The sequence below is a fragment of the Zobellia nedashkovskayae genome (assembly GCF_015330125.1).
Lineage (GTDB): Bacteria > Bacteroidota > Bacteroidia > Flavobacteriales > Flavobacteriaceae > Zobellia > Zobellia nedashkovskayae.
The window spans coordinates 261,284-280,083 of record NZ_JADDXR010000002.1; the positions used below are offsets into that span (position 1 = coordinate 261,284).

At 36.3% G+C, this 18,800-nt stretch carries 18 protein-coding genes; 5 read left to right on the forward strand and 13 right to left on the reverse strand.

All coding sequences use genetic code 11. The features are described from left to right. Positions 1–57: 57 nt before the first annotated feature. The 3 genes from IWB64_RS01085 to IWB64_RS01095 form a co-directional block, all read right to left on the reverse strand. On the reverse strand, positions 58–882 hold the full coding sequence (locus tag IWB64_RS01085; protein WP_194532279.1) for a mechanosensitive ion channel family protein: 825 nt from the start codon (positions 880–882) through the stop codon (positions 58–60). 129 nt (positions 883–1,011) lie between these two features. After that, positions 1,012–3,081, reverse strand: coding sequence for a T9SS type B sorting domain-containing protein (locus IWB64_RS01090; protein WP_194532280.1), 2,070 nt, complete (start codon positions 3,079–3,081; stop codon positions 1,012–1,014). A 115-nt stretch (positions 3,082–3,196) separates the two neighbouring features. Continuing rightward, on the reverse strand, positions 3,197–3,643 hold the full coding sequence (locus tag IWB64_RS01095) for an Lrp/AsnC family transcriptional regulator (protein WP_155594453.1): 447 nt from the start codon (positions 3,641–3,643) through the stop codon (positions 3,197–3,199). Between the two features lie 231 nt (positions 3,644–3,874). On the opposite strand from IWB64_RS01095, the gene IWB64_RS01100 reads away from it, so the two are divergent. From IWB64_RS01100 to IWB64_RS01110, 3 genes are all read left to right on the forward strand, one after another. Continuing rightward, positions 3,875–4,183, forward strand: coding sequence for a hypothetical protein (locus tag IWB64_RS01100; RefSeq protein ID WP_317171937.1), 309 nt, complete (start codon positions 3,875–3,877; stop codon positions 4,181–4,183). 87 nt (positions 4,184–4,270) lie between these two features. Further along, positions 4,271–5,122 carry a formyltetrahydrofolate deformylase gene (gene purU / locus IWB64_RS01105; RefSeq protein WP_194532282.1) on the forward strand — a complete coding sequence of 284 codons (852 nt, stop codon included), beginning with the start codon at positions 4,271–4,273 and terminating at the stop codon, positions 5,120–5,122. Between the two features lie 104 nt (positions 5,123–5,226). Continuing rightward, a complete protein-coding gene (locus IWB64_RS01110) occupies positions 5,227–5,931 on the forward strand; it encodes a DUF4197 domain-containing protein (RefSeq protein WP_194532283.1) in 705 nt (234 codons plus the stop codon). A 259-nt stretch (positions 5,932–6,190) separates the two neighbouring features. Here the strand turns inward: IWB64_RS01110 and IWB64_RS01115 are convergent, their stop codons facing one another. After that, positions 6,191–6,982, reverse strand: coding sequence for an alpha/beta fold hydrolase (locus IWB64_RS01115; protein WP_194532284.1), 792 nt, complete (start codon positions 6,980–6,982; stop codon positions 6,191–6,193). A gap of 383 nt (positions 6,983–7,365) precedes the next feature. Between IWB64_RS01115 and IWB64_RS01120 the strand changes: the two genes are divergently transcribed. After that, positions 7,366–7,563 (forward strand): hypothetical protein, encoded by a 198-nt coding sequence (locus IWB64_RS01120; RefSeq protein WP_194532285.1) that lies wholly within the window; start codon positions 7,366–7,368, stop codon positions 7,561–7,563. Between the two features lie 12 nt (positions 7,564–7,575). On the opposite strand, the gene pyrF is transcribed toward IWB64_RS01120, so the two are convergent. From pyrF to IWB64_RS01160, 8 genes are all read right to left on the reverse strand, one after another. Beyond that, a complete protein-coding gene (gene pyrF / locus IWB64_RS01125) occupies positions 7,576–8,385 on the reverse strand; it encodes an orotidine-5'-phosphate decarboxylase (RefSeq protein WP_194532286.1) in 810 nt (269 codons plus the stop codon). A 46-nt stretch (positions 8,386–8,431) separates the two neighbouring features. Beyond that, positions 8,432–9,508, reverse strand: coding sequence for a peptide chain release factor 1 (gene prfA / locus IWB64_RS01130; protein WP_194532287.1), 1,077 nt, complete (start codon positions 9,506–9,508; stop codon positions 8,432–8,434). 346 nt (positions 9,509–9,854) lie between these two features. Next, complete coding sequence (locus IWB64_RS01135; protein ID WP_317171938.1) at positions 9,855–10,850, reverse strand: FAD:protein FMN transferase; 996 nt, start codon at positions 10,848–10,850, stop codon at positions 9,855–9,857. Then, entirely contained in the window at positions 10,850–11,281 is a 432-nt protein-coding gene (locus IWB64_RS01140; protein ID WP_194532288.1) for a thioredoxin family protein, read from the reverse strand. The genes IWB64_RS01135 and IWB64_RS01140 overlap by 1 nt, the downstream gene beginning before the upstream one ends. A gap of 28 nt (positions 11,282–11,309) precedes the next feature. Further along, the gene (locus tag IWB64_RS01145) at positions 11,310–11,762 is read right to left on the reverse strand and encodes a QcrA and Rieske domain-containing protein (protein ID WP_194532289.1); all 453 of its coding nucleotides are present in this window, start codon (positions 11,760–11,762) and stop codon (positions 11,310–11,312) included. Between the two features lie 51 nt (positions 11,763–11,813). Then, positions 11,814–12,992 carry an AIR synthase related protein gene (locus IWB64_RS01150; protein ID WP_194532290.1) on the reverse strand — a complete coding sequence of 393 codons (1,179 nt, stop codon included), beginning with the start codon at positions 12,990–12,992 and terminating at the stop codon, positions 11,814–11,816. Between the two features lie 84 nt (positions 12,993–13,076). After that, positions 13,077–13,925: a transporter gene (locus IWB64_RS01155; RefSeq protein ID WP_194532291.1), complete on the reverse strand. Its 849-nt coding sequence runs from the start codon at positions 13,923–13,925 to the stop codon at positions 13,077–13,079. Between the two features lie 130 nt (positions 13,926–14,055). Then, entirely contained in the window at positions 14,056–16,242 is a 2,187-nt protein-coding gene (locus IWB64_RS01160; protein WP_194532292.1) for a glutamine synthetase III family protein, read from the reverse strand. A gap of 211 nt (positions 16,243–16,453) precedes the next feature. Between IWB64_RS01160 and IWB64_RS01165 the strand changes: the two genes are divergently transcribed. Further along, on the forward strand, positions 16,454–17,470 hold the full coding sequence (locus IWB64_RS01165) for a glutamine synthetase beta-grasp domain-containing protein (RefSeq protein WP_194532293.1): 1,017 nt from the start codon (positions 16,454–16,456) through the stop codon (positions 17,468–17,470). 87 nt (positions 17,471–17,557) lie between these two features. Here the strand turns inward: IWB64_RS01165 and IWB64_RS01170 are convergent, their stop codons facing one another. Continuing rightward, a complete protein-coding gene (locus tag IWB64_RS01170) occupies positions 17,558–18,703 on the reverse strand; it encodes a glycerophosphodiester phosphodiesterase (protein ID WP_194532294.1) in 1,146 nt (381 codons plus the stop codon). Between the last annotated feature and the right edge of the window lie 97 nt (positions 18,704–18,800).

An 18,800-nucleotide genomic window follows, 5' to 3' on the forward strand; every position in this document is an offset into this window, starting at 1 on the left:
GCCAGTACCTAAAATCTTTGCTAGCTATGTATCTCATAAATATACAGGGAGATAAGATTATTCTCCTATTTTACCTATTTCAACACCTTCTGAGTAAGCCACTTTAATATCATGTGCGCTAAAGGCCTTTTTTATGGCCTTGTTGGCACTAAAAGTTACTTCCCAAAAATCATCGGGCAACACATATGGCCGCACAATCAATTGTACATTATGGGAATCAAAATCTACAATACCAATTTCCGGCATGGGGTCAGGAAGTATTTTTGAAACTTCTTTTAAAGCGTCCTCTAAGACCTGTCTTACTCTTGGAAAACTTTCTTCATAAGGCATGGTAACCTCTAGCTCCAACCTGATCATCCCTTTTTCAGAATAGTTCGTTACGACAGATTCAGTAATCATTGAATTGGGAATAATCAATATTTTATTACCGGGAGTAAGTACATCTGTACTAAAAATACCAATTTCAACCACTCTACCAAACTTGTCTTCAACCTGAATCCAATCTGCTACCTTAAAAGGTTTAAGAGTTAAAATTAAAATCCCAGAAGCAAAATTCCCTAAACTGCCCTGCAAAGCCATACCTACAGCAAAGGCAGCTGCAGCTAATATTGCAAACAAACCAGTTAAGTCGGCACCAAGTACGGTCGCTATGACAAACAGAACCGTACCTTTTAAAAGCACCCCTACTATGGATGATAAAAAAGGTCTTAACGTTTCTGAAAACCCAGTCTTTTCTAAGGCCTTCCCTACGAGTTCTACTATTTTCTTGACAATCTTAAAACCGATCCACAAAATGAGTCCCGCTAAGAAAATTCGAGGTACATAAAAAATTACCTTATCCGTAGCAATCTGAGCGTACTCATTAATTTTTTCCAAATCCATGAATTAAAATTAATGATTAGCGAGCATTCTCCTACAGAAAGTTTGTTATTTTATACATTTTACATTGTAAAACTTAATAAATACCACTAAAAAATAGCGTTTGGTGTTTCTAAACAAGGTGTAAGGCTGTTACCTTTTTAAGGAAAAATGACTCTTGAACTCTTTTCGTTCTCCATCCTTGGTATATTCCACCCTAAACCAATAATCATTTGATGGGGCTATTTTTCCATTAAAAGTACCGTCCCAACTATCGTTTCCCCTAAACTGAAACAACAACATTCCATATTGATTATAGATACTTACATCCGGGTCTTCCATTCCCTCAAAACCTACTATAGACCATCTTTCATTATCACCATCACCATTAGGCGTAAAAAACCGTGGAAAATCTACAACTGTAAATTCTTGTGAGATTGTGCTACAGTTATGAATATCAGTTACAAAAGCAGTATGCTCTCCTGCTGTTAGATTTTCAAATCTATTTCCTGAAGAAAAATCTGCGCCATCAACACTATAAAGATAAGTGCCATCTCCCTCAGCCACAATATCTATTGTATTATTATCTGTAAAAGGGTCCGAAACAAATACAACTTCAAAAACCTCTGCCTGTGGCGAAACAACTACTTGGGTAGACAAAGAAAATTCACAGCCTAATTCTTTATTACTGAGATTGACCACGTAAATACCTTCTTCATCTGCTATATAAAAAGCATCCATAGCACCTGCTATTAAATTTTCCGGAGAAATACTGTCTTTATACCATGTAAAACCATATTCTACTGTTGATAGTCCTGTATTTAAAATTGGTAAGGGTTCTATTGTTTCCCCATTAGAATCTAAACAAAGAATATACTCTTCCTCTAAATCTGACTCAAAATCCACCCCCAATAGCTCTACTTCAAAAGAGGAGGTTTCATAACAACTATTTCCAGATGATATTCTGGCAAAAATAGTCTCTGATGCATTTGTTATTTCATAGGCTTCAGGAGTTTCAATTGCATTTTCAAAAGCCTCTGCATCTTCTAATGACAAGTAATACGTAACTTGATATATTTTAGAGTCCTGTTCACCAAGTATTGGTTCATCATTAACGGTAAGATCTATTACCTTACCAGCAGTACCGTCTACGTTACAAAAAATTAACGAATCCGGCTCATCACTAGTTATAGGAACAGGAATAAAATCAGCCTCTAAAGTTCCTGTGGCAACACAAGATTCTGAAAAAACAAGCTCTACACGATATTCGCCACCCTCAGTAACATCTACTTTTGATAGTCCCGACCAAGCTACAATTTCTGCATCATCTTTAAACCATATATAATCGTTAACACCTACAACGGTAGCATCTAAAGCTATAGTTTCATTAACACAAGCTGGGTTTCCGCTAACCACAGTCCTATCATCACCTAAATCATATCCCAAAGAAAAGCTTCCTGCTTCTAAAAAAACTGCCGAATCTACTTGAGAATCGCGATTATCCGCTATTACCAGCTTAATGGTATATGAATCTCCCGGCACTACCAAAGACTCCGCTGTCATACTAACGGTCTGACCATGAAAAGATATTGCTGAATCGGCTCCGTTAATCTTATCAAAATAAGAAAGGTTGCGACTGTCGCACTCCCCTGTCACTCCCGGCCGTATACTAGTAACACTAACAGGTAACTTATTATTGGGAATTATAGCCAAGTTTGTAGAAACACCGTTTGAATCGGTTAATATAAATGCAAAAACATCTCCAAAAGTACATTGGTAATTTTCTTGATATTCCTCTGATGCAAACAAGAAATTAAAACTGATGCTATTGGTTTGGGGAACAAAGTCAAATTGAATGTAAGATGCATTGAAAAGTAAATCTGACCCCGTAATGGATTTTAAATCGGCATCACCCAGCCACTGATCACTCCCTGAATTGTGAATATCATCATTAGGACCCTCTGCCAGCTTGGCCCTACCTGTACTTAAAACAATACCTTCTTCAAACGGAAAGTCAGAACTATTAGCCTCAAAATAACCAATGCCGTTCACACCCTCTGCGGTACCTGTCTTTGAAGTATAATTATCGGTTTCTGCGCAATTACTATTTATTAGAACATCCTTCACCAACTCCTCTACGGAGTACGTGGTGACATCAACGTTTATTTGAGCCCAGAGCCCAAAAGACGACAGTAATAATACTAAAAAACCTAATATTTTCATTTTCAATAGCATGATTTCAGAAAGCCTGAAAGTTAAATATAAGAAACTCTTTACAGGTTCTTGACACTTATTTAGAAATTTCGGGGAACGGAATTATTTTATCTATAACTCCTTTCTAAAAGGGATTCTTTCCTATTGGTGCACTTGACACTACGTTGGATAGGATAATATGGGTACGTGTCTCACCGTATTGAATTAGTTTATCTATAAATCGCTCCAGGTGAAACTGATCTTTTAATACAACCTCCATTACAATATTCTCATTCCCAGTAATACGATAACAGTTTACCACTTCCTTATACGTCTTTACGGTCTCTAAAAAAGGTTTTAGTTTCCCCATGAAGGCTCTTAAAGTTATTATGGCTTTTAGATGGTGTCCTGTTTTTGCATGTGAAACTTTAGTGTTATAACCTTCTATAATACCTAGGTCTTCCATCTTCTTTATGCGCTCTGCAACAGCGGGTGCCGTAAGGCCTACTTGCCTACCAATGTCCACATAGGTTTCGCGAGCATTTGCCTGTAAAAGTTTGAGTATTTTCCAGTTTAAATCGTCTATATTCATTTTCGAGCCTAAAATTTATAAATAGCTTGTTATCTAAAGCTAATATATGAAATCACTTTCGATTCTAAAGGTAAAACTTAGAAACTGGCCGTAACTTTAATAATCCTAATTCTTAGTATTAGAAAAATGTCTTACGATAATCTTCGGGCCTTACCGGTCTATAAAAAAGCTTTACAGCTCTGCCATATGAGCAGGGAGATTGCTTCGTACGTTTCTTTTAACAAAGATCTCATGAATCTCTATCAATCTAATAGCCACAGAGATACTATTGCAAATTCTTTATTAACGGACGCTATTCTTATACCTAAAAAGATTGCTTCTGCAGAAATTAGTGGGTGTCATTTAGAGCGGATGAAAAGTGCGAGCTTCATTAATATTATGATTCGTAATATTAATTCTTACTGTAATGGCTTAGAAAAGGATGGAGTAAAAGAAAAAGAATACCTGAACCTTTTGAGAAAGGAAATAAAAATCTTTAGACGTTCTTTTAAGAAATGGCGAAATTCTTTCCCTGAAGGAGGTACCAATTATTTTAATTAAACAACCTCCTCTTCATTTTGTTTTAAATTTACGATATACTAAAATTGTTAGTTTAAAGTTCTAATTTTGGATTTTAAATTATCTATTTTGAAAACAACTATTCTTATTCATTGTCCCGATCAAGCGGGAATCATAAGTGTTACCACTAACTTTATACATCAACATAAAGGGAACATCATTTATCTTGACCAGCATGTAGATAAAGAAACTAACGTATTTTTCATGCGTTTGGATAGTGATTTTGAAGGCTCAAGTTTCCCTACTGAGAAATTCAAAGATGAATTTCAGCGTGAACTTGCCGATAGGTACAACATGCAATGGAGTATGCACGAGGCAGGTGTAAAACCTAAGATGGCACTTTTTGTATCTAAATACAACCATTGTTTATACGACCTTTTAAGTAGATTTAACTCTAGTGAACTTGAAGTTGATATTCCTTTCATTATCAGTAACCACCCGGATCTTAAACCTATTGCCGACCAATTTAATATTCCATATTACCACATACCTGTAACGAAAGACACTAAAGCCGAAGCTGAGGCGAAACAATTAGAGCTTTTAAAGGAATATGAAGTCGATTTTATTGTTTTGGCAAGATACATGCAAATTGTAAGTCCAAAAATCATAAGCAACTTCCCTAATCGTATTATAAATATTCACCACTCATTTTTACCGGCATTTGCGGGCGCTAAACCTTATCACGCGGCTTTTAAACGTGGTGTAAAAATTATTGGAGCCACAAGTCACTATGTTACCGAAGAATTAGATGCAGGACCCATTATAGAACAAGATGTTACTACAGTTACGCATGCCCATAGTATAAAAGATTTTATTGCTAAAGGTCGTGATTTAGAGAAAATTGTGCTTTCTAGAGCAGTTAAACTACATATTCTTAGAAAGACTATGGTCTACAACAATAAGACAGTGATTTTTTCGTAGTATATCCTAAGACATAGAAAGAAGTGTTAAAGGTTCTTAGTTACATAGAATACCTGTACCTAATAGGCTGCTCTTTTTTCTCAATACTAAATTTTAAAAAAGTTATGAAAAAACTGGTTATATTATTTCTTGCACTGAGCTTAAATTCTTGTCACGAACTTCAACAGGTCGTAAACCAATTACCGCAAGGAAGCGTTGCCCTAGGCAATGATCAAATTGCTGCGGGACTTAGAGAAGCATTGGACAAAGGCATTAAAACGCAAGTAAGCAAGCTTACACAAGAAGATGGTTTCTTAAAAAACGAAGCCGTAAAAATACTTCTACCAGAAGAACTACAGAAAGTAGATAAAACTCTTCGTGATATTGGACTTGGTAGTTTGGCCGATGAAGGTCTTAAAGTATTGAATAGAGCTGCAGAAGATGCTGTTGGCGAAGCCACTCCTATTTTTGTAGATGCGGTAAAGGGAATTACATTTAGTGATGCCAAAAATATTTTATTAGGAAGCGACAATGCGGCTACTCAATATTTGACCTCGGCTACACAAACGCAACTTTACGCTAAATTCAATCCGGTTATAAAGAATTCTTTTAGCAAAGTAGGTGCCGATAAGATTTGGAGCAACCTTATTACAAAATATAATAACATACCACTGACAAAGAAGGTTAATCCTGACTTAACTGACTATGTTACACAAGAAGCACTTAATGGCGTATTCACGATGATCGCTGTAGAAGAAAAGGAAATAAGAAATGATGCAAGCTCTAGAACAACTGATCTTTTAAGACGTGTTTTTAGCTTACAGGATTAAAAATAAATATTTTGTATTAACCTTACAATAACTTGAAAATTAACCCGTTAAATTCATAAGTAGTCTTTATTGGCTACCAATCTCTAAGACCTTGTTGATCATTTTAAATTAGAGATTGTGATACTGAATTTTTGAGTTAGTAATTTTTGAGTTAGTTAGTTTAAAACCGGTGGGAGCACCGGTTTTTTTATGCTTTTTTTTGAAATAAGGATAATATTTAATTTTCCCCAGGAGAAGGTGCCCACTATAGTCCAATATACTACAACCCTCTATCTACGTCAGCAACAAAATCTATAACAAAACGATTGAATAGTTGAGGCTGTTCTACATTAACAACATGACCACAATGTTCAATAGTCAACAAACTAGATTGTGATTGTTTCTGAACCATTTTCTTTACAGAAGGAAGAAAAAGATAATCTTCACCGCCCATAACATAGAGTGTAGGAATATTAATATCTCCTGCTCTAAAAAAACGTAGGAGTCTATTTATCTGCGAGCCCATTTTATACCATCTAACAAATTCCTTTTGATACATTCGTTTTGCTTCACGAACAAAAAGCAATCTAGACTCTTTATGATTACCATCTGGCATTATCGCAAAAGTAAACAGTTTGTAAAGCCATATATACGGAACAAGAGATTTAAAAAGACCGCCAAAGCCCATTAAAATCCTAAAGCGCATATCTAGCCTAATAATAGCACCGCCCAATACCATGCTCTCTACACGGCCAGGGTATTTTTCAGCTAAGTTTCTGATAAGTACGGTACCTAAGGAAATACCTATAAAATGCGATTTTTGGATTTTGAGATAATCTAACACCTCTAAGATATCTTCTGTGATAAAGTCAAAAGTATATTTATCGTCAAAGGCATCTTTTAAGCCCGGTTGTGAATCACCATGCCCCCTAAGGTCCAGCAACAAAATATTAAAGTGTTTCTTAAACTCCCTTAATTGTTTAAACCAAATAGAAGAACTGCCTCCGGCTCCGTGCACGAAGGTTACCCAAGAATCTGATTCTTGATTTAGATATGTTACATAATTCAGCAAGTGTTCTATTATTTTCTCCCATTTGGGAACCTTGCAATGTATTAAATCTTTTGATCCATTTTTGAATTAACCTAAAAATATAATTCACAAAGATATTAGACAACGAAAAATTCAACAAAAATCAAAGATTACTAAGAATCTGATTCACCACTCCCTATGTACCCTGAATGGTATTATTAATTTCTTATCATTTTAACGAAAAACGATTTAACAGAACCGCAAGAAAAAAAGAGTTATTAACAAGTCTTAGAAGGGATTCGCAAGCTTTGCATTTGGTTACTGTTAATAAATCATCAATTCAACTTAATTTTTGCTATCTACAGCGATTATCGAGATCCAAAGTTAGATTCCGTGCGTATATTTGTAGTAAAGGATTTATAGTTATGGAAAATCAGTATTGCAAAGTAGGAACAGTTACTCCAATCACATCAAACAGAAACGTGATTTCGCTTTTAGAGTATCAGTATCAGACCTTTTTGAACAAAGCCAGTGACATGAAGTACACAGATGCTAAATTGGTTGAATTTTTCGAGCAAAAAGCCGAGAAGATTCAAAGGGTTCTAGAAAATATGATGAAGTAATTTCTTCGGAAATTATAAAAGTTCGGCCATTTGACGTTGTAGCTCTAAAGCTTTATGCCTTGCTGCATCCGCAAAGTCCGATTCTGCTGAGGCATAAATTATTCCTCTAGAAGAATTTATAAGAAGACCTACGTTTTCGCTCATACCGTTTTCACAAACCTCCTTTAGACTTCCTCCTTGTGCACCAACACCTGGCACCAATAAAAAGCTTTTAGGTATAATTTTCCGAATGTCTTTCAGATACTCTGCTTTGGTTGCACCTACTACGTACATTAGGTTTTCAGAATTATCATAAGTTTTTGAGGTCTCCAGTACCGTTTTATATAATTCCTTACCGTCTATTAATTTCGTTTGAAAGTCAAAAGCACCAACATTAGATGTTAATGCTAATAATATGGTGTGTTTATCTTTAAAAGCCAAAAATGGCTCAACCGAGTCTTTTCCCATATATGGGGCTATGGTAACGGAATCAAATTCCAAATCTTCAAAAAATGCTTTTGCATAACGTGTGGAAGTATTACCTATATCGCCCCGCTTGGCATCAGCTATTGTAAATAGCTCCGGATAATTAGCGTTAATGTATTTAATAGTCTTCTCTAAGGACTGCCACCCTTTAATCCCGTAAGCTTCATAAAAAGCAATATTGGGCTTGTACGATACGCAAATATCATGCGTAACATCAATAATAGCTTTATTAAAAGCGAATATGGGATCTTCTTCTCCAAGAAGGTGCGACGGAATTTTTTCTAAATCGGTATCAAGACCAATACATAGAAATGACTTTTTCTTTCTAATTTGGGCAACAAGTTCTTCAGTAGTCATAGTAGAGAAGCTACATCTATAATTAAGTTTCTAAAAAATTGGTACTTTAAAAAATCTCGGAAGCTTCTTTTAGCTTTTCAGTATTCTCCACAAAACTAAGTTCATCAATAATTTTTTGAATATCACCATCAATAATATTTTGCAAATCGTAAAGAGTCAACCCAATACGGTGATCCGTAACACGACCTTGTGGATAATTGTATGTTCTAATCTTAGCAGAACGGTCACCACTGCTTACCTGAGAATTACGTTTTGCCGCATCTTCTTCTTGCTTTTTAGCAAGTTCTTGATCATACAAACGCGAGCGCAATACCCTAAAAGCTTTATCTTTATTTTTATGCTGCGACTTTTGATCTTGACATTGCGCCACCAACCCCGTAGGAATGTGTGTTAAACGCACTGCAGAATACGTGGTGTTCACAGACTGACCTCCAGGACCTGAAGAACAGAAAAAATCTATCCGAACATCTTTTGGGTCTATCTGAACATCAAAATCTTCAGCCTCAGGAAGTACCATTACGGTTGCGGCACTGGTGTGCACTCTACCTTGGGTTTCTGTCTGCGGCACACGTTGAACGCGGTGTACACCTGCCTCAAACTTAAGCGTTCCGTAAACATCTTTACCAGTTACTTCAAACTGAATCTCTTTATAACCACCACTGGTACCTTCACTTAAATCTATAACATTGGTTTTCCAACCCCTACCTTCACAATACTTCGTATACATACGAAATAAGTCTCCAGCAAAAATACTAGCCTCGTCACCACCAGTTCCAGCCCTAATCTCAACTACCACATCTTTGGCGTCTTCAGGGTCTTTTGGTATGAGCATTAATTTAATTTCTTCTTCTATTTTAGGGATTCCCCCTTTGGCTTCCTCTAGTTGCATTTTGGCCATTTCTACCATCTCTGCATCACTACCGTCCGCTATAATTTCTTCCGCTTCTTCAATGTTGTTCATAAGCTCTAAATACAGCTCACGTTTAGCTACAAGCTCTTTTAAATCGGAATATTCTTTGGTCAATCCTACATAGCGCTTCTGGTCCGAAATAATATCCGGCTGAATAATAAGGTCAGAAACCTCATCAAAACGCTGCTTAACAATATTGAGTTTATCTATCATTATCTTACATCACTTGTGTTGCGAATTTACGACAAATTTGTACATTTATTGATATACCTTTGTTTTGATAAAAAGCATTCTTTTAGTTATAGACTAATGAAGTTGTATCGCAATTATATGGTGCTATCTACTTTAAAAAGTTATAAAATAAAACAACCTACCTGATTTTTCTTCTTCATTTCCGCTTACGACATCTGAAGTATTTAGCAGGTTTACAATTGAATAAACCCAACTTCTAACAATTCTATCTAATTAAAGAAGATTTTCCAAACAAATGAATTCCGAGAAAATTTAAGAAATGAAGGTTATCTTTCATTGTATCGTGGAGATGTAAAAATTGAAGATATTAGGGCTTTTCGTTTAATAGAATACCACTACTCTTATACACTTTATTATCAGCATCAATTAAAATAACTTCGGTAACGCCCAATTGATTTATCAAAGCCAACCCATCTTCTTTGCCCATTATATATACTGCCGTTGCCAAAGCGTCACAAAGTTCTGCGCTCTTTGCAAAAACAGAAACACTATTAATTCCAGTAGAAGGATAACCAGTTCTAGGATTTATAATATGCGAATATTTTACACCATCAAAAGTGACGTATTTTTCAGAATTGCCTGAGGTTGCCACTGAAGATTCTACAACTGGTAACCAAGAAAAAATCTTTTCGTCACTTAATGGGTTCGCTATACCAATCAACCATTTTTCTCCTGTTGCTTTTGTCCCCCAAGTAGTGAGGTCTCCTGCCGCATTGATAATGCCACCCAAAACCTGTTTAGAAACAAGAAACTCCTTAGCTTTATCTGCAGCATAGCCTTTACCAATTGCTCCAAAAGAAATCTTCATGCCCTTTTGACTCAAATACACTGTTCTCTCTATGGGGTTCAAAATAATTTTTTCGTAACCTACGTTCTTAATCGACTCACTAATATCTTCAGGACTTGGCATATTCTTCATGGATCCATCAAATTTCCAGATATCATCCATGGAAGCAAACGTAATATCGAAAGCGCCATCCGTAATTTCAGAAATTTGTTTGGCTCTCTCAATCAACATATATAACTCCAAGCTAACTTTTACTGGCTTTATACCTGCATTTTTATTTATCAAAGAAGTTTCGGAATCCGGGTTCCATGCAGAAATCATGTTTTCTATCCGAAGAATTTCCGCAGTGGCTTCTTCAATATTTATATACCCTAAATCTTCATTACCAGATACAACAGTAATATCAAACCGTGTACCCATAAGCTCCATAGCCTTATGCACAGTCACTAGTTTCTTCTCCTGGGCAAAGCCACTGGATAAGTAAAAAAAAGAAAGTATGTAAAATACTATTCTCACTAAAACATAGATTTTAAATGTGTTATATATTCATCAGGAGAAAGCTTAAGGTAGCCTGTTTGCCCTAAGACCTTAGCCTCTTTATTCAACAGAACCACTAAAGGAAAATGACCCTGAGCGTTGTACTTTTCTGCTAAGTTGTTATTTTGAGCTGTTAGCTCTTCACTAAGTTTATTAGCTTTTTTTCTTGGAAAATCAGCTCGATAAAGTATTAAATCCGTTTCGGCGAATTTCTTAAATTCTTGTGATTCCCAAATTGCCTTTTCTAGTTTTATACAAGGTGCACACCAATCCGACCCAGCAAAAACCAATAGTAAATTCTTGTCGTTCTCTTTTGCCAAAGCCTGAGCTTCTTTGTAATTTTCCTGCCAATTTTGGGCAGAAAGAGAAGTGACAACAATCATGCAAAATAAAAATAAGATCTTCTTCATATCTTGGCTAAAACAAATTCGGTGCCATTTATTCAAAAACGCGCAACATATTATCAGTTAATTCGGTTTTAAAAATCTTCAATGTTTTTGCTGTTGCGCCATCTACCTTATTGATTGGCGTTCCGTTTTGCTCAAAACGAGACCCGTGTACATCACAATAAAAGATACCACCATCCAAATCAACAAAACGTACTTCCTCATAACCTTGATGACTACAAACTTGGCTAGCGGCAACAAATTCTCCTTGCAGATTTTTAGCTACAACCACTAAATTTTTCAATACAAATCCGCCATTATCGGCAAGTTTTGCATTTTCGGGATCACTTAAGTCTAGGGTAAAATCTATTCCGGTAGGTATAGGGGTATTTCCTTCCGCTTCTTCATCCTCTTCGCTATCATTAGAACAACCATGTAAACATGGGAAAGCGAGAGCAAAAGCCGCGCTGGCTCCTAAAGTTTTTAAGAACTGTTTTCTTTCCATAGTACTGAGGTTTACTATAGAAAACGAAGTATTGAATCGATTCGTATGCTTTTAATAAACAAACTTGCCATAAGTGCTCTCAATTGTTAGTTTTTTAGAAGCACTTGCCTCTACTCTACCCACAATTTGAGCATCTACGCCAAAACTTTCTGAAATAGCAATAAGCTCTTTGGCTACAGCTTCATTCGTATAAATCTCAAGACGATGACCACAATTAAAAACCTGATACATCTCTTTCCAATCTGTACCGGATTGCTCTTGAATCAATTTAAAAAGTGGTGGAACAGGAAAAAGATTATCCTTTATAACGTGAAGCTCATCTATAAAATGTAGAATTTTGGTTTGCGCACCACCACTACAGTGCACCATACCATGAATATCTTCAGAAGTATACTTAGTAAGGATTTTCTTTACAATAGGTGCATAGGTACGGGTTGGCGACAATACCAATTTACCAGCATCCAAAGGAACATCATCAATTTTATCGGTCAATTTTGTGTTACCTGAATACACCAAATCATCTGGCACGGAAGCATCAAAACTCTCTGGATATTTCTCCGCAAGATATTTAGAAAACACATCATGTCTTGCAGAGGTAAGTCCATTACTACCCATACCTCCGTTGTATTCTTTTTCGTAAGTAGCTTGACCAAATGAGGCCAAACCAACAATAACATCTCCTGCTTTTATATTGGCGTTATCTATAACGTCTTTCTTCTTTAAACGAGCAGTAACCGTAGAATCTACAATAATGGTACGTACCAAATCACCCACATCTGCCGTTTCGCCACCTGTAGAACGGATTGTTAAACCGTGTGTAGCTAAATCTTTGATCAGTTCCTCTGTTCCATTAATGATTTCCGAAATTACTTCACCGGGAATCAAATTTTTGTTGCGTCCAATAGTGGAAGAAAGCATAATATTATCAGTTGCTCCTACACAGATAAGATCATCTATGTTCATAATAAGTGCATCCTGGGCAATACCTTTCCATACGGATAGATCTCCCGTTTCCTTCCAGTACATATATGCCAACGAAGATTTTGTTCCGGCACCATCTGCATGCATTACCAAGCAATAACCCTCATCATTCGTTAAATAATCTGGCACAATCTTACAGAACGCTTTTGGAAAGAGTCCCTTATCAATATGCTTTATTGCGTTGTGCACATCTTCTTTTGAGGCTGAAACACCTCTTTGGCTATATCTTTCACTAGTAGACGAACTCATTATTGTGGCTTTTGGGCAAAAATAAGGTATTCACCGAATAATCATAGCTTGACAAAAAAAACTTTCTAAAAGTTCTCAAGTAGATTAAAATTTGTGATAAATACCCCCACCAATAACAGCTCTTTTAGGCACATTTGTTCCTGAAATTGCTGAAGTGTAGTTAGCTAGTACGCCAAACTTTTCTGTAATTTCAACTATACCCTTTATGCCATAGGCAACATATTCTTGATCATTAAGATACAACCCTGTGGCCAAATTAGCTTCCGGAAGTATAACCTCTCCGTTTTCAAAAGAAGTTAAAAAGTCAAGAAAACCAATTAACCAAAGTCGTTTTATGGGTTTTACACCAGCTTCAGCGCTAGCTCTAAAATTTGAACTATAGTCATTAAAACGAATATCAACTCCTGTAGATGCCTGAACAAAGAAATTATCATAACCTCTACCAATATTCAGTTTTGGAGATAATGTAAATGTATCATAACCACTTCTAAGTCCGGATGCCTCAAAATAGTTTCCGGTGTTGGCCTCAATATTAAATTGACCGGAAATCACCCATTTATTATTATAAAGTTGATGTTTTACGCCAATAACCAAATTACCCAAAGCGGTTTCAGAACCATCTGAAGTAATAGGTATGCCAGTAGCAGATGATACTACATCGCCAGCTTTTATCATTTTAATAGGTAGACTTAATAAAACAGTAGTCTTATCAGAAATACCATATTCACCAAAAAGTTGAAGGGTGTTATCTGTTATTTTACGCTCGGTTCTATAATCGGGATTTCCGTAGATACCGGAATAACCAGCTATATTATAATAAGATAGTTGAACGTAAGCTTCGTTTTTTGCTTTTGTCCACGCTCCCTGAGAAAAAAGAGAAATAGAAAATAAAAAAAGCAAGGTGAAAAGGTATTTTTTTAAGGTACTATGCATATTGAAAATATTTATAATATTCTTTACTTAGTATACCTTTTCACCGCTGCCTTACATCACTTTGACCAATATTTGTGCCTCTCAGCTAATTGCCATCTAAAATACAGGTGACAGAACATACTGTTTTTTCCTATTTAATAGACAACAACTCACGGTATTTAGTTAAAGGCCAAAAGCGGTTATCCACTAACCTTTCCAACTTATCACAATGCATTCGTATTTCATCAAAATATGGTTTTACATTATCGCAATAAGCAAATGCTTTTTTATGGGTATCGGTAAGCTTGTTCGCTTTTCTTCTGGCATCGATCATTGCATCTGTCTGCTTTTTAAGCTCGGTAACATGCTCGGCAATCTGCTCAATAATTCCCGACTGGCCATCCGTCAATTTCCTATGTGCGGCACCATAAATTTCTTTTAAGCCCAAAACATTTTTAATCAAAATATTCTGGTATTCTATTACCGAAGGAATAATATGATTATAAACTAATTCATTGAAAACCCTACCCTCAATTTGAATATGTAGAATATAAGCTTCCAGCTCAACTTCTTGTCTTGCCGTAACCTCTTTTTCACTCATTACACCCATAGACTCAAAAAGGCTTAAACTCTCTTTTGAAGTCAAAATCTGTAAAGCTTCTGGCGTATTTTTATTATTACTTAATTTTCTTCGCTTTGCTTCTTTCTCCCATTCATCGCTATACCCATCTCCATCAAAACGAATACGTTTTGAAGTTTTGATATATTCACGCAACACATTAAAAACAGCCTCATCTTTTTTTAGGCTTTTTTTATCTACCAATGCATCTACCTCCTTTTTAAACTCTTGCAACTGTTTCGCTACAATTGTATTTAAAATAGTCATTGGTTTTGCGCAGTTTGTATTTGACCCAACACCACGCATTTCAAATTTATTACCAGTAAACGCAAAGGGAGATGTACGGTTACGATCTGTATTATCTAATAAAATTTCAGGTATTTTACCAACAACGTTCAGTTTAAGTTCCGTTTTCTCTTCCGGCGATAATTTCCCTTTGGACACACCTTCCAATTCGTCTAAAACACTACTTAACTGTTTACCAACAAATATAGATAAGATAGCTGGTGGCGCTTCATTAGACCCCAATCGATGATCATTACCTGCTGAGGCAATAGACGATCGCAACAATTCTTCATAGGTATCAACAGCTTTAATCGTATTTATAAAAAACGTCAAAAACTGAAGATTCTTCATTGGCGTAGAACCAGGACTCAATAAATTTACCCCCGTATCCGTAGCTAATGACCAGTTATTATGCTTACCCGATCCGTTAATATCTGCAAATGGTTTTTCATGAAAAAGAACCTTTAGATGATGCCTATCCGCAATACGGTCCATAACATCCATTAAAAGCAAATTATGATCTACCGCCAAATTTGCTTCTTCATAAACAGGAGCCAATTCAAATTGATTAGGAGCCACTTCATTATGTCTTGTTTTTAATGGAATACCAAGGCGCATACACTCTACCTCTAATTCCTTCATGAAATTAATGGCCCGTAAAGGAATTACTCCAAAATAATGATCGTCTAACTGCTGACCTTTTGCCGCTGAATGACCAACTAATGTTCGCCCAGTTAAACTAATATCAATTCTAGAAAAAGCAAGTTCCTTATCTACCAAGAAATATTCTTGTTCCCAACCCAAAGTAGCATTTACTTTTACTACTGTTTTATCAAAATATCTAGCTACGGCCGTTGCAGCTTCGTCAACAGCACCTAGAGCACGCAACAAAGGTGCTTTATTATCTAAGGCCTCTCCGGTATACGAAACGAATACCGTAGGTATACATAAGGTAGTATCATATACAAAAGCTGGACTTGTTGGATCCCATGCAGTGTATCCTCTTGCCTCAAATGTATTACGAATTCCGCCACTGGGAAAACTAGATGCATCTGGTTCTTGTTGTACCAATTGTCCGCCTCCAAATTTCTCCAAAGCCCTACCATCCGGCATTAAATCAAAAAAGGCATCATGCTTCTCTGCGGTAGCTCCAGTAAGTGGCTGAAACCAGTGCGTATAATGTGTAGCACCCATTTCAATAGCCCACCCCTTCATGGCTTCGGCCACTTGATCCGCAATTTTTCTATCAATTTTTGACCCTGAAAAAATAGCGCCCTGTACACTTGCCAAAGCATCTTTGGTAAGGTATTGTAACATGCGTTGATTATTGAATACATTGTTCGCAAAAAGCTCTGATCTACGCCCATTTTCATCAACGCTTACACGCTCTCTTTTTCTACTCTCGGCAATAGCATCAAATCGTTGTCTAGACATACTTTTACTGGATTTTTATCGGCTAAAATAAGGATTAACGAATTAATAATAAAAACTTAAAATAATCAACTTATTTCAAAATACCCCATTAAAAACGGGGCTATATTAAATTATACTCATTTTTTTCATATTTACCCCCCTAAAAATTAGTATAATTCAGTAAAAAACATATTTTTGTTCGTCTTTAAATTTAAAATTAATTACCGTAATTATGAGCAAAACTAAATTAGAGTACATCTGGTTGGATGGATATTTCCCCACACAGAACATGCGTAGCAAAACTAAAGTTGTAAACGATTTTGGTGGTAAATTAGAGGATTGCGATATGTGGTCTTTTGATGGAAGCTCAACAAGACAAGCCGAAGGCGGGTCTTCCGACTGTTTATTAAAACCTGTTGCAATCTATCCAGATCCTGCACGTAGAGATGCCTTTTTAGTAATGACTGAGGTCTTGAATGCTGATGGTACTGCACATGTTTCAAACGGTAGAGCCGGTATTGATGACGATGATAATGATTTCTGGTTCGGTTTTGAACAAGAGTACTTTATCATGGATACAAAAACACAACTTCCGTTAGGTTTCCCTATCGGTGGATACCCTGCTCCACAGGGAATGTACTACTGTTCTGTAGGTGGTTTACATACACACGGTAGAGAACTAGTTGAAAAGCACGCTGATCTTTGTATTGATGCTGGCTTAAATTTTGAAGGAATCAACCAAGAAGTTGCTTCTGGACAATGGGAATTTCAATTGTTCGCTAAGGGTGCTAAAAAAGCTGGAGATGAAATCTGGGTAGCTAGATACCTTTTAGATAGATTAACTGAACAATATGGTTACTATATTGATTACCACCCAAAACCATTAGGTAAAGATATGGACTGGAATGGTTCTGGTATGCATGCCAACTTCTCTAATGAGGTTTTAAGAACATGTGGTTCTAAAGAAACATACGAGAAAATATGTGAAGCTTTCCGTCCAGTTGTAAAAGAACATATTGAAGTTTATGGTGAATTTAACGACCAACGTTTGACTGGTCTTCACGAAACTGCTTCTATTACCGACTTTAGCTTTGGTGTTTCCGATAGAGGTGCCTCTATCCGTATTCCAATTATTACAGTAGAGCAAGGCTGGAAAGGTTGGTTGGAAGATAGAAGACCTGCTTCTAACGGTGATCCATACAAGATTGCTGGTAGAATTATCAAAACAGTTAAATCTGCTAAGATTTAATTATAAGATTTTTTGTTGTTAACATAATGTAAAACGCCCGAACCAATTGGTTCGGGCGTTTTTTTATATCTAAATGAATCGGTAAATCTACTTTTTATCTGTGCTTTCCCAAGTTTTTATGGCATTTACAGCTTCGTCTGTGTAATCTGTAAAGACACCATCTACGCCTGCATCAAAGAAAATGTGATATTCGGCTTCAGCATCGCCATTACTCCACTTCTCATCTTCGTTTCTGAAGGTATATGGGTGTACCTGCAAGTCATTTTTGTGCGCCAACTCAATAAAATCGGTTTTTGGCAGAACAGAAATAGCTCCGCTTTCATCCTTTGTAAACGAAATTACAAACGGTTTCCAAGGGCCAATACCATCTGCATAGGTTGCCGTAAAGCGCATACCTTCCTCAGTAGAAAAAAATTCGTAGGTTCTTGCATCTCCATTGGCATAAAAATCAAAAGGCGCTGCGTATGAAATAAAATCGCCTTCAGGCACATTATAATCCAAAGTACCATCTGCATTTACATTATAGGTCGAAATTAATTGAACCAACTTAACGTCTGATTTTGAATTGATGTATTGTAAAGGCGCCACCTCAAAACACTGCACAAACACAGGCGAGTCATACGAGTCTAATTTTGCTTCAGATAACTTAGCTAATAGTGCATCTTCAATAGCAAGACCTATTTGGTTGTGAAAATATGGATGTTTCATTTCTGGATAAAGACCAACATCGTTTCCTTTTAGGGTCTTTTTTGATTTAGCCAAAGCAATGATTTCATCTATTGTTGGAATCTCGAACATCCCATCAAACTGATCAGAGCGATCAGAACGTGCCTGCTTGGCTTTTAATTTCTTAATCTGTTCTAAAGTAAAATCCGAAACAAACCAGTCCGTTATTTCTTTACCATCTAGATTTTTAGTGGTTTTTAGGTTGGCAAATTCAGGTAGATCTGCAACGTTTGTTGTACCAGAAATAAAAGGCTCATGTCTAGCTACCAAAAAGCTATCTTTTGTCATTACAAAGTCTGGCTCAATATAGTCCGCACCCATTTCAACAGCCTTGGCATAGGCCTTTAGCGTATGTTCTGGATAAATGGACTGCGCTCCTCTGTGTGCAATAATTAGTGGCTTTCTACTCTCTTCTTCCTGATGCCCTCCTCCAATAAAATCATCTAATTTATCGCATGAGACACCCATTGTTAACAGCGCGAAACCTGCCATTGATAAAAAATTCATTCTTTTCATTTTAGTGGTTTTAAAGTTAACACTAAAACAACAAAACGAATATTAGCTAAGCGTAAAAGAAAGTTACCATATCAATACGATTAGATAT